10 protein-coding genes are annotated in these 12,922 nt (G+C 43.2%); all 10 read right to left on the bottom strand.

Annotated features, from left to right (window positions below; translation table 11 throughout):
- Nucleotides 1–170 precede the first annotated feature (170 nt).
- The 10 genes from fliS to flgJ all read right to left on the bottom strand — a co-directional run bounded on the left by fliS (nucleotide 171) and on the right by flgJ (nucleotide 12,912).
- Entirely contained in the window at nucleotides 171–581 is a 411-nt protein-coding gene (gene fliS, locus ITG09_04625) for a flagellar export chaperone FliS (protein UPR52921.1), read from the bottom strand.
- Nucleotides 582–593: 12 nt separating this feature from the next.
- Complete coding sequence (locus ITG09_04620) at nucleotides 594–899, bottom strand: flagellar protein FliT (GenBank protein UPR52920.1); 306 nt, start codon at nucleotides 897–899, stop codon at nucleotides 594–596.
- Between the two features lie 3 nt (nucleotides 900–902).
- The gene (gene fliD / locus ITG09_04615; protein ID UPR52919.1) at nucleotides 903–2,930 is read right to left on the bottom strand and encodes a flagellar filament capping protein FliD; all 2,028 of its coding nucleotides are present in this window, start codon (nucleotides 2,928–2,930) and stop codon (nucleotides 903–905) included.
- 22 nt (nucleotides 2,931–2,952) lie between these two features.
- On the bottom strand, nucleotides 2,953–3,378 hold the full coding sequence (flaG, locus tag ITG09_04610) for a flagellar protein FlaG (protein UPR52918.1): 426 nt from the start codon (nucleotides 3,376–3,378) through the stop codon (nucleotides 2,953–2,955).
- A gap of 81 nt (nucleotides 3,379–3,459) precedes the next feature.
- Complete coding sequence (locus ITG09_04605) at nucleotides 3,460–4,590, bottom strand: flagellin (protein ID UPR52917.1); 1,131 nt, start codon at nucleotides 4,588–4,590, stop codon at nucleotides 3,460–3,462.
- Between the two features lie 761 nt (nucleotides 4,591–5,351).
- On the bottom strand, nucleotides 5,352–6,485 hold the full coding sequence (locus tag ITG09_04600) for a flagellin (GenBank protein UPR52916.1): 1,134 nt from the start codon (nucleotides 6,483–6,485) through the stop codon (nucleotides 5,352–5,354).
- A gap of 637 nt (nucleotides 6,486–7,122) precedes the next feature.
- On the bottom strand, nucleotides 7,123–8,259 hold the full coding sequence (locus tag ITG09_04595) for a flagellin (protein ID UPR52915.1): 1,137 nt from the start codon (nucleotides 8,257–8,259) through the stop codon (nucleotides 7,123–7,125).
- A gap of 423 nt (nucleotides 8,260–8,682) precedes the next feature.
- Nucleotides 8,683–9,876, bottom strand: coding sequence for a flagellar hook-associated protein FlgL (gene flgL / locus ITG09_04590; protein ID UPR52914.1), 1,194 nt, complete (start codon nucleotides 9,874–9,876; stop codon nucleotides 8,683–8,685).
- 10 nt (nucleotides 9,877–9,886) lie between these two features.
- Entirely contained in the window at nucleotides 9,887–11,767 is a 1,881-nt protein-coding gene (gene flgK, locus ITG09_04585) for a flagellar hook-associated protein FlgK (protein ID UPR52913.1), read from the bottom strand.
- 209 nt (nucleotides 11,768–11,976) lie between these two features.
- Nucleotides 11,977–12,912 (bottom strand): flagellar assembly peptidoglycan hydrolase FlgJ, encoded by a 936-nt coding sequence (gene flgJ / locus ITG09_04580; protein UPR52912.1) that lies wholly within the window; start codon nucleotides 12,910–12,912, stop codon nucleotides 11,977–11,979.
- Nucleotides 12,913–12,922: the final 10 nt, after the last annotated feature.

Below are 12,922 nucleotides of genomic sequence, written 5' to 3'. Positions count from 1 at the left end.
CTATAAAACAGAGATAAGTATCAACGATTATGTTTTACGTGGACAAATTTAGGAAATCAGCAACGAAAAAAGCCATTAGGCTATCTAATGGCTTCTATTTTATTTGATTAAAAAAATAAGGCAACCAACCAATTAAGGGATATGAGATTGGTTAAAACTGCAATTTTTCTTTAAATACCTACGTCAGCTGACGTCAAGTTGTGATATTCGTTCGGAATTTGGTCCCAAGCGCTCTTAATTTCACGAATAATATCGATAACATCATCAATAGGCTGTGGGTCATTTTTGTGATTTGCCGCAGAAATTTGCGTGATCATGAACTCATAAAGTTGATCTAGGTTTTTCGCAATATCGCCACCATCGTCCATAGATAGGCAACTGCGTAGACTAATAATGATATCTAGAGCCTTACCAAGTCGCTCACCTTTTACTGGAATGTTGCCCGCTTGCATTGCCGCTTTACCTTGAATCAAACGCTCGATAGCACCGGCCATTAGCATTTGTACAATCTTATGCGGTGAGGCAGCTGTTAGCTGACTATCCACTGATACCTTTTTATATGCCTGTAAAGAACCGCGCATAGTAAACCTCTTCTATAAAAACTTTTTGTATTGTTGAACTGATTTAGCGCCGTGACGGTATTTGTGTAGGGTCTTACCTACTCGACTCGTCTCAGACTGCATCAATTCGACTAATTTTCTGGTTCTGGTAATGGCTTCAAACCATTCAGAACTTTGCTTAACGTCGGGATGTGAGTCGATTATTTGAAGCACGTTTTGCAATAACTGTTCTCTGTTATCGACTAGCTGCGTGATTTCTTCAGCATTAATTTCACTAAATTCAAGTTTAGAGATAATTAGTTGATCGAGTTCACAAAGCTCTTGTAGCTGGCTATTCATCTATTAGCCCAACGCATTCATCATACTGCCCAACTGAGATTGCATCTTACTGGTCGCATCTTGCATGGCAGTGAATTTAGAGTGGGTACGGCTCTCTAGGCTGTCCATGCGGCGGTCAAGCGCGCTTTGGTCATCAACTAAACGGTAGTTTTGCTCGACCAAGCTCTTTTCTCTAGTACGGATTGAACCCGTAATACCGGTGATACCTTGAATCGCATCTTCCACTTTTTTGGCGAAGCCGTTGTTGCCACCAAAGAACTCGCCCAACTTATCAAAGTTATTGTTGAGTTGACGATCAAGCATGTCGTAGTTGATTTCTAGCGAGCCTTGTCTTGTGGTGGTGATACCGAATTCAGTCAAAGACTTAAGGTTGTCAGGCGCACCTTCGATACTTGATGAGAACACCCCCTTCAATCGCGAGTCGGCGTTACGCACTGTACTGTCACCAGAAAGCGGCCCTTTTTGGCCGGTCGTTGGATCAACACCTGCCAAGCTCTTAGAGACTTGGTAAAATTGATTGTAAGAGTTAACGAAAGCTTCAATGTCTTGGCGCACACTATTACGGTCGTACTCCACACCAATCTCTGCCGGTGGCTTATCTTTTGGCGTTTTTCCTTTCACCGTAATGTCGATACCTTCTACGGCATCTTCAATCACATTGTTGTTACTAGACAATTGAGCTACGCCATCCAAGACGACCATTGAATCTTGTCCCGCTTGGACTTCAGTCATGCCGCTATAGGTATCAAAAGACTGTTGAGCTTGAGCAAGATCAGCTTGCACTTTATCGACTTGCTCTAAAAGCTCACGCTCTTCAGGTTCTAATTTCGCACGTTCAATTGTTTTGGCTTGCTCAGCAGTGAGTTCGCCTTTTTGAACTTTTTCAGCAAGATCGGATTTTTCTTGTGAAATTTTCTCTTCGATACGCGCTTGCTCCGCCTCAAGCTTTTGTTGGGCTTCTTTCGGTGTCACGTATGAATCGGTCAGAGTACCTGAGGCAGCATTTGACCACCCCGGCACATCGGGTGCCTTCTCTATCGCTTTTTCATCAAGCTCAAGTTCTGGTGTATTGTAAGAATCTAAAAGAGTTCCTGACGCGGTTTCAGTCCAGCCGGGGATATTATCTTCAGGCATCACCGACTTTGCCGCTTTAGCTGCATCAAGAGCTGCTTGGCCGTCGGCTGCGGCTTGTTCGCCGTAGCTGAGACTTCTAGAGTCTCCGTCAACACCAGAAGTAGAATCGGTTTGAGATTTAGAGATGACATTGCCATCTTCATCGAGTGTTTCACTCGCATTTGGATCATCGTTCGAGATCGCGTCATCAACGAGTTCCGCGGCTTTTCCTGCAGGGGTTAGAGCTAGAATATCTTGAGCAGCAACGCGCGCTTTCTCTAGCGCTTTAACACGTTCTTCAAGCGTTTTGTATTCGAGTTTTTTCAGGGGATTGGCAGCGTCTGACTCAACATTAATGCTGATCTGCTGATCGGAACCAGACTGGTTCGAGGCAATTATAAGTCTTGGACCTTCGACATCGTTGATAATAGATGCACGAACGCCTGGGTTGCTATCTGCACCATTGATACCACGAACAACTTCGATAAGTCTCGATCTGTCGCCAACTTGCACGTCAAAGCTGTCATCACCAAGCGAAACCTGCAGCTTACCTGGGCCAAATTTCATGTCCTCTGATAGAACATCAGAAGCCACTTTATGGCTTTGGGCAAGCTGCAACACATCGATGGCATATTTGCCAGCGATCGCTTCGGTAGTCGCGGTTGCAGAGACAAGACCGTCATCGGTACTTTCAACTGTTCTCACAGCAAAAGCTTTTTCCTGACGAAAGTTTGTCATCAGGTTTTTCATCGAATCAAGGGATTCTCTGAGTCTTCCATAGGCACTAATGCTGGTATCGATTCGCGTTCGTTCATTGTCGATTCGTTGCTGTTTAGGCACACGCTCCGAATCAACAATTTTGCTGACCATGGAATTGATATCCATGCCAGACGAAATCCCCATTGGGCCAAAACTCATTAAACCACCTCAATAATACGACTTAAACCTTCACCTCAAATATTCGACTATTCGAGTTTTGGGCTGCTAGGCGTCTTAGAATTTCAAGCATTTCTTCATCAGGGATCTGGCGAATAATATCACCGGTTGTGGTCTCATAAATGGTAACCACATCTCTCCCAGATTCTTCATCAACCTTAAAAGCTACACCTTTATTGAGAGAGGAGATAAACTCGTTTACCTTCTCCACCATTTTGACTCGTTCTTCATCATTTAACTCTTGTCTATGTTGAGCTAATTGAATCGCCGCTTCGGTAGCTTCCTCTTTCGATTTATCTACCTTGCCATAAGATGTTGCTTCTTTTAGTCGCGAAATACTCGACGCACTACTACCTTCATCGCTTGCAATTTTAATGCCATTAGGTGAGCCATAAGGCTGGATGTTCGATGCGTTGGATGATATTTCCATAACACTCTCCCTCCATCCTTTATGAGCCAAACAGTAAAACTCTACTCAGAGTAGAGTTTACCGCTACTTACCGAGGTAAGTTTAGCCCAATAAGCTTAGAGCTGCTGATGGTGACTGTTTTGCTTGAGCTAGGATAGAAGTACTCGCCTGTTGTAGGATTTGAGACTTAGTCATAGCCGTTGTTTCTTTCGCGTAATCGGTATCTTTGATACGGCTCTTAGACGCATTAACGTTTTCGTTGATGTTATCTAAGTTACTGATTGCGTGGTCAAAACGGTTTTGGAAAGCACCAAGAGATGCACGGTTACTATCAACAGATTTTAGTGCGCCATCGATGATAGATACCGCTTCGTTTGCACCAGCAACAGAAGTTACATCGATATCATTAACAGTCACGTCTTTAGCTGCACCAATACCAAGCTCACCAGCAAGGCTGCCGCCGAACTCAACATCGCCTTCAACTTTTTGGCTTGAAGCGAAAAGTTGCAGTTTGCCGCCTTCACCTACCGACGCTTTTACGTCTTGGCTTTGACCGTTGATGTAAGTCGCTAGCTCTTCGATGTCATTGCCTTCTTTTGCAGAAATAGACAACTCTTGAGCTTCACCAAACTTATCGTTGTACTTAATCGTTAGATCAGAACCGGCACCTACACGCCAAGAAGCATCTTTGCCTTCTTCTACGCCGTAACTCTTACCGCCCATGTCTTTAGTATCAGTACGCATGTTGTTCATAGAAAGCATTACAGCTTCACCAGAATCTGCGCCGATTTGGAAAGATTGACTACCGTAAGTACCGTTAAGAAGCTTGTTACCACCAAAAGAGGTCGTTTCAGCAATTCGGTTAAGTTCTGTATTTAGAGCAGAGACTTCTTCTTGGATCGCAACACGTTCAGATTTGCTGTTTGAACCATTTGAAGATTGAAGAGAAAGGTCACGCATACGTTGCAGAATGTTGGTTGACTCATTCATTGCACCTTCAGCTGTCTGTGCAATAGAGATACCGTCATTCGCGTTTTTCACAGCCATATCTAGGCCACGGCTTTGCGACGTTAAGCGGTTAGAGATTTGTAGGCCTGCAGCATCATCTTTTGCGCTATTGATTTTATAGCCAGAAGACAAACGCTCCATTGATTTTTGAGTACCTTCAGCCGCGCTATTTAGGTAGCGCTGAGCCGTCATTGCAGACACATTTGTGTTTACATTAATCGCCATAGTTGATCTCCTTTAGGCATTTTTTAATGCACTTATGTGACTCTCACCTCACACAAATACATGTCAATTTTGTTTATGCACCAGTGTCTCTCTCACCTTACATTGGTACATATCATTTCTCTCAATCCCTTTAACGGCCCCTTAAGTAGAAGCTTTAATAAAAAATGTGTTTTTTTTCGTATTCTTTTCAACAACAAAGAAAAGTGTGATCGGGCTTCAATTAATAGAGCGACATTCGCTAAAGTTTCGTATCTTCGCTCATTTATAAGTGTCGATTTGCACATAAAAACCAAAGCAAATCCCTGATATCTCGTTCTACTCGATTCTGGGATGACGGCAGATGTCCCATTAATTTATGAACCACTCGTCATTGGTCACTGTGGTAAGTGAGATATTGAACAACGCTTCAATTAAAAAACAGATTCCTGATACCTCGTTCTACTCGGTTCTGGAATGACGACAAATACCTTTGTTCAAACTGAAACATTATGCACTCGGCCAACAGTGCTCATCTCGCAATGCTGTGAAATCATCATCACTCTATCCCCGTCATTCCCTACAGTGAGGAACGAACGTGATAGGGAATCTCGCTTTTACTCCTGTTCACCGACAGCGCACTTTTCCCAAATAACAGGCAATAAAAAACCCAGCCGAAGCTGGGTCTGTTTAGCGCTCATCTCTCACCACGAGCTAATTTGTGGAAGCCTAACGTTAACGCTTATGATCAACAGCGCTTATAACCAACGTGGCTTTTTAATCGATTAACCTAGTAGGCTAAGTGCCGAGTTCGGCGCTTGCTTCGCTTGAGCAAGAATCGAGCTTGAAGCTTGAGAAAGGATCTGAGACTTAGTCATCTGAGTCGTTTCTTTCGCGAAATCGGTATCTTTAATACGGCTCTTAGATGCGTTAACGTTCTCGTTAATGTTGTCTAAGTTGCTGATAGCGTGGTCGAAACGGTTTTGGAAAGCACCTAGCTCAGCACGGTGGCTGTCTACGTATTTAAGTGCCGCATCGATAACAGCAACTGATTCTTGAGCGCCACCTACAGACGTTACGTCAATAGTATCAACCGTCACTTCTTTGCCAGCTTGCATACCTAGTTCACCCGCAAGCGCACCAGAGAATTCAACACTGCCTTCAACCTTATTGTTGCCTGCAAACATTTGTAGCTTGCCATCTTCAGTTACCGACGCTTTTACAGAGTCTTGTTGACCATTGATGTACGTTGCTAGCTCTTCGATATCGTCACCCGATTTTGCGCTGATATCGACTTCTTGAGCTTGACCAAAGTTGTCTGTAAACGTCATTTTCAGGTCGTTAGAGCCCGCTTGAACGTTCCAGTCTTTGTCTTTTGCGTTGTCAGTTTGGTAGCTCTTACCACCCATCTGAGCGTTATCAGAGCGCATGTCTTTCAGCTGAAGCATTACCGCTTCGCCGTTATCCGCACCGATTTGGAATGATTTAGTACCGTGAGTACCGTTAAGTAGCTTGTTGCCACCAAAAGACGTCGTTTCTGCAATACGGTTCAGTTCGTCGTTTAGTGCTGTTACTTCTTCTTGAATCGCTACACGCTCAGATTTTGAGTTTGAGCCATTTGAAGATTGTAGAGACAAATCACGCATACGTTGCAGGATGTTTGTTGTCTCGTTCATTGCACCTTCAGCAGTTTGTGCAATAGAGATACCATCGTTCGCGTTACGAACAGCAACATCAAGGCCGCGGCTCTGAACGTTCAAACGGTTAGAGATTTGTAGGCCCGCAGCGTCATCTTTTGCGCTGTTGATTTTAGAGCCTGAAGCTAAACGCTCCATTGATGTTTGTTGCGCGCTGTTTGCGTTGTTTAGGTAACGTTGCGCTGTCATCGCTGATACGTTTGTATTTACATTCACTGCCATGGTGATTTCTCCAATTGATTTTCCGGTATAGCGGTTTCCGACGTCTCGGAAAACCAAGTAGTTCTCTCAAAGTTACTTTTAATAACGGCGCGAAAATCAGAAGCTTTAGGAAAACTTTTAAAAAACCACAAAAAAAATATTAATTTAATATTTATCAATAACTTAATTTTGACGACTTTCTAATACAGCGATAGATTTCAATTGAGAAAAGATCTTGAACTGTTTAAAAAACGTTCGAATCGTCGTCTAAATTGCTCAAGGCGGAGAAATGATCAATCGCAAAAGATCTCTTGATTAGGCAGTTCTTGTGTAATAGATGAAATTATTTACCGTGAAGAAGAACAATCAACTAGAAATTTTAGAAAGGTAGAGCGAGAAAATTCGCAGGAAAATAAATAGCAAAACAGAAAGGAAAAAGCCCCTTTTCCTTTGAGAGAACCGGGGCTAGTTGGCAGGTCAGAGCCTGTGTGGAGATCATCGAGAAATGAACACATTTCTGACGCGCCGTTGCATTCTTACCGTAAAAATGAATAGCAGGTGAGAGATGAGAGAGCTAAACACTCATAGTAAGTATGCTTGCCAGTTTCCCTTGCTGCATGGCTCACGTCTGAACACGAGCAGCAAGTTCAACCAATAACTATTGCAATAGTGTCATTGCAGAGTTAGGCAACTGTTTTGCTTGAGCAAGTATCGAAGTACCTGCTTGCTGCAGAATTTGTGACTTGGTCATTTGCGTCGTCTCTTTCGCAAAGTCCGTATCTTTGATTCGGCTGTTTGAAGCGTCTACGTTCTCTTGAACGTTTGCTAAGTTATTAATACTGTGGCTTAGACGGTTCTGTTTCGCACCCAAATCAGCACGCTGTGAATCTACGTATTTCATTGCAGAATCAATCACGCTAATAGCATTCTGTGATCCTGCAACACTCATCAAACTAATATCTTGAACCGATGTTGCGCGACCTTCGCTCTTAATACCTAGCTCAGACGCTAGGCCACCAGAGATAGACATTGCTCCCTCAAGATCAGGTTCAGCAACGAATAGTTGAATGCGACCATCATCAGTAACCGATGCGTTCACAAGGTCCGATTGACCATTAATATAAGTCGCGAGCTCTTCGATATCATCACCCGCTTTGGTATTGATATCTAAAACGATGTCTTCACCCGCTTTAGTTTTGAATTCGAGCTTAAGGTCGCGAGCTTGAGCAGGCACTTCCCAACTCTTATCTTTACCATTCTCAGAATCAAACGTCGTACCACCCATGCGGAAGTCATCAGCACGAACACTAGTGAGTCCCATGATCATTGCTTCACCAGAGCTTGCACCAATCTGGAATGACGCTTCACCAAAGGAGCCGTTCAATAGACGACGGCCACCAAAAGATGTGGTTTCCGCGATACGGTTAAGCTCATCTTGAAGCGCCGATGATTCTTCATTGAGCGCGGTACGTTCAGCTGCGGTGTTAGTTCCGTTAGATGATTGAATAGCTAGGTCTCGCATACGTTGTAGTACGTTAGTTGATTCATTCATCGCACCTTCAGCGGTTTGTGCAATTGAAATACCATCATTGGCATTGCGCATTGCCACGTCTAAACCACGTGATTGTGCCGTTAAACGGTTAGAAATTTGCAGACCGGCTGCATCATCTTTCGCACTGTTGATTTTATGCCCTGATGACAAACGCTCCATTGAGGTCGCTAAATCATTAGACGCTTTATTCAGGTAACGCTGTGCTGTCATAGCAGAAACGTTAGTGCTTACATTAATAGCCATTTTGCTCTCCTTATGAGTTCGCAAACTTTCTGCGAAGCGGCCAGCTTTACTCTCATATGGATAAGCACTGACCGTGTATTACTCGCTAAACCCTATGCAGGGTTTAAGATCTGTATAAATCATTTTATGACCAACACAGATACAAGTTATATGCCAAGTTTAATACTGTTTTGATTAATTTTTAATATACATAAAATCAATCACTTAAATTAAAACTTAACTTAATTTGGTTTAACTAGCGTAGGAAACAAAGGTACCTTCATTCGCCCATTGCCGCTTTTTGCCGCTATTCTCAAACAGATATCATCCTGTATAAAAAAAACGGTAAAGGTTGAAGTAATTCGCTCGTACGGCATAGCACATACGGCAAAGAATCTAACTTCAATGGTGAGTGTTAATTCACCGCTATATATCGATTGATTATTAAATATAGTTAAACAAGGTCAGGTCTTTGGTTTTACCAAACGCTTGTTGAGAAGCTTGTAATGCTCTAGAGTTTTCATTGAATTCAATGATTGCCTTCGAGTAATCCAAGTCTTCAAAGTTGCTTTTTGCTTTCGCTAAAGACAACTTAAAATCTTCATGTTGCTGTTCTTGGATATCTAGCGTATTCAACCGCGCACCAACATCCGTTCTAGCCTTAGTCAAATGAATAAAAGCAGCATGGAACTCTTCGGTTACTTGTTGTAATTTTGCGGTTGCTGATGCATCGGACACTGATGATTCTGCAAGTAGTGCTGCATCTTGAAAGGTATCAAATATTGAAAAAGAGCTTCTTGGTTCCAAGGTTATCGAATCACCTTTGGTAATTTGACCTTTGATTTGAATACTCAAGCCTTCATATTCAATACCTTTAGACGGTTCAAAATCTTCTACGGAAACCGTGCTACCATCTTTTTCGAGTTGATAAGCAAATTTGCCATTTTGCATATCTACAAAAGTAATTTTGTAGGTTGATTCGTCTTGCAAAGATTCGTTTGTTGCTCTTTCAAGTAACAATGCAGAGGCTGGCTGCAAATCATATTGAGGTTCATAATCACCGAATGGATTATCGATCTCCATAAACAGCTTGCTACCCGGATCATTCATCGCCATTTCAAAACTGCTTGCCACACGCATCTTGCGTTGATAATCATCACCGGCATAACTGACATGACCTTCATTATCTCGGAAAAATGGCTGATTCTTAGGTTTTGTTCCTGCAAATGTATAGTTACCCGACTCATCTTGGGAGTTAGACATATGCAAAAAATTACTCGCTAACTCTTGAATTTCGCGTCTCTTTGCAAGGCGGTCTTCTGGAGATAATGAGCCGTTGACCATTTCCATCACGGTACGTTTTGCTTCATCAGCAAAATCCTCCGAATTAGAAATCATGACTTCTTGATGTTCTAATCGATTACGAACCAAGACGATTGCGTCACCATATTGCTTGAGTTGTTCTGACTGCTGACCAATGTTCTGTAAATAGTGCGTTGCCAATGGGTCATCACTTGGCGACTGTAACTTTTTGCCCGAAGCGAGTTGTGCTTGGTTGTGATGCACCTTGTTCTCTTGGCGGCGCAAGTCATTTTGTACTGACTGATAATTATGGAAGCTAGAGATACGATTCAACATTTATACCTTCCTATCTCAGAGCCAAAATAGTGTTAAACGTATCGTTGGCTGCTTGCATGATGCGTGAAGAGGCCATATACGCTTGTTGGAATTTCATCATATTTGCCGCTTCTTCATCGAGGTTAACTCCCGAGATCGAAGCAATACGTTCTTGAGCTGACTGCTTTTCTAACGTTGCGATATCATTCAAGCGATTTGCCGTTGAAGACTTCAAGCCCGTATTGGTATTCAAGTTGTGGTAAAGTTCTAAAATCGTAGACTCACCATCATTCAAGATCTTGCCTGTTTGGAGATCTTGTAGTTTACGTAGGTTTCCGTTATCACCTTCTGATGGGACAAGGTTTGCCGTAAATTTATCGTTTGCCACCGCGCCACCGGTTAACTCAAAGGTCGTGCCATTGATGGTCACAGGTCCTTGTGGTGGGTACGGCTGCGGCTGCATTAAAATATTACCTTTCAGGTCAGTCACAGCAAACTGCTCACCTTTTGGTGAAACAATCACTTCAAACTCACGCAGCTGACCCGCCTCTATGATTTTGAACCCAGCAGTACCCTTGGCAAACGTGGTCGAAGCTTCATAGCTTTGAGCAGCGATGTCTTTTGGATCTTTGGTTTCCATCTGAATCTGAGCGGCAAAGTTACGCGTTGGACGCAGTAACAGTTTCTCTCCTAGTTCAGGAGGATTACGTACTTCCACTCGCATGCCATCAAGATAAAAAGCGCTACCGCTAGAGTCGGTTGCCATCTTAACGCTCTCACCATTCGGCTTAGTCACGACATAATCACTGCCATCGTATTTCAGGCCATACTCACCGCCTTTTAGGGCAGAGGTATCCTCAATATATACCGCAACATCGGCTTTTGATTGCCCGCTAGCCGTGACACGAGATTTTGCCACCCGCTCTGAGTTCACATCGGTAAACAGGTCCTTACCTACGTTGCCGTTAAGATCCAAACCTTGTTCTTGAAGACTATTTACTTCGTATGAAAACGCGGTCGCCAAACGGCCAAGCTCATCCATGATTGCTGGAATATGCTCGTCTCTCATGTCTAGCATGGCACCAATTTTTCCATCGATATCACTGCTGGTGATCGGTTTTAAAGACTTACCTTCAACAATCGCTAAACGACGTTGATGCGCATCGGGCAAGCCATCAACCATTTTCAGTTGACTTGCTTCACTACCTGAAACCAAGGTGTGACCATTACCGATATGAACGTTAAATCCTTCGGCATTCGAACGCGGCGTTACCGTCACTTTGGTGTAACCAGAAAGCTCATTAATTAGCTTTTCGTGCTGATCTCGTAGGTCGTTATGAGGCCCAGGAGTTCGCATCATTAAGCGTTGAACGTCACGGATTTCGTAAGCAAGTTGGTTTACTCGCTCAATACCCATGTCTAATTTTTTGTTCGTAGAATCAGACTGTTGGCGAACCGTTTCATGAAACTCATTCAACGTTTTACTTAATAACCCAGCTTTTTCTAATACAACCTTGCGCGCACCAACGTCATTCGGTGTATCGGCCAATGTTTTAACTGAATCAAACCATTCATTAAGGTTTTCTGGAATCTTCTTCGAAGCAACCGATGACAACATGCTCGACAGCATGTTTAGATTGGCTTCGGTATCACCTTTATTGGCGGCATTGGTTGTCGATAGGTTAAGTTCATTGACGGCAAATTGGTCCCAAGAGCGGCGAACATTTTCCACATGCACACCCATACCGTAGGTTTGACCACCGTACTGGCGCGGGTCATTCACACCTTGAATCACAGATTGGCGGCTATAGCCCTCTGTGTTGGCGTTAGAAATGTTATGACCTGTGGTGTTTAGCTGTCTCTGAGCGGTAAGAACACTTTGTGCCCCTACATTCAGAAGATCCGACGCCATAATGCCCCCAAAAAACTTAACAAAATCAGGATGAACTGATTAACTACCAGTTTAAAAAGCAATATATGTGCCAATAGAGACAGATAAGAACTAAAGGACAATAATTTATTGAAGTGTAAGGAGATAACTTTGGATAACGCAGCAAGATTTGAGGTAGCAGATAAGAAAAGAGCCTGCCAGTAGCAAGCTCTCAATGTTGATTAATGACGCTAGTTCATCTCATCAATCTTGGCTTTAACTCGCAACACCTTTTCTGCATAGTTAGGGTCAGTTGCGTAACCAGCCTGATGAATGCCTTTGATGAAATTCTCTGAATTTCCTTGATGCTGTAGCGCTGTTTCGTATCTTGGGTTTTCGTTCAAGAACTTCACGTAATCATTAAAGCTATCTTCGAAATTAGAGTAAGAACGGAAAGACGCTGACTCTTTAACGGCTGTTTTGCCATGGAACTCAAGCGTTTGAGTCGCGACCTTATCGCCCTTCCAACTTCTATCTGCTTTGATGTTGAATAGGTTATTACTGTTGCCCAAAGAGTTCTTAATCATCTTAGAGCCCCAACCTGTTTCAAGTGCTGCTTGTGCCAATAGCAGTGACGAGTCAACACCGAGTGCGCTCGCCGCTTTTTCAGCGTAAGGCTTCATCGACGTAACAAACGATTCTGGAGAATCAAATGAAGCGGGTTGTTTTGCTGCTGACATGGCTGTTGCTGACTTAGCTGATTGAACTTCAGAGAATTTCTCTTCTGAACGGCCTGAATACTGAGGTCTTTGCAGTGAAGTATCAAAACCTTCACTACGAACCTTATCTTCTGTCGCATCACTTGCTTGGCCTGCACTTAGCTGAGCAACAATCATATCCGCAAGACCAAGTGAACCTGATGCACTGAGTTCACTCGCCATTTGGTCATCTTGCATCTGACGATAGAACTGCTCGTTCTGGCTGTTCAGCATATCTGACTTGAAACTAGAGTTTGCATCACGCATCGACTTAAACAGCATCGACGTAAAAATCGATTCAAACTGTTTTGCAGCTGCTGTGAGTGCTTCTTTTTCACTGCCTTCTTCACCGTTTACTGCTTGTTGACGAAGACGGTCTAAGCTGCCGATGTCGTGAATAAAGCCGATGTCATTGTTGTTCTTAATCATGCTTTACTCC

The organism is Vibrio cyclitrophicus, assembly GCA_023206055.1.
GTDB classification, from domain to species: Bacteria; Pseudomonadota; Gammaproteobacteria; order Enterobacterales; family Vibrionaceae; genus Vibrio; species Vibrio cyclitrophicus_A.
Note: the sequence above shows the minus strand (reverse complement) of the source record. Positions and strands in the feature narration are given on the sequence as shown.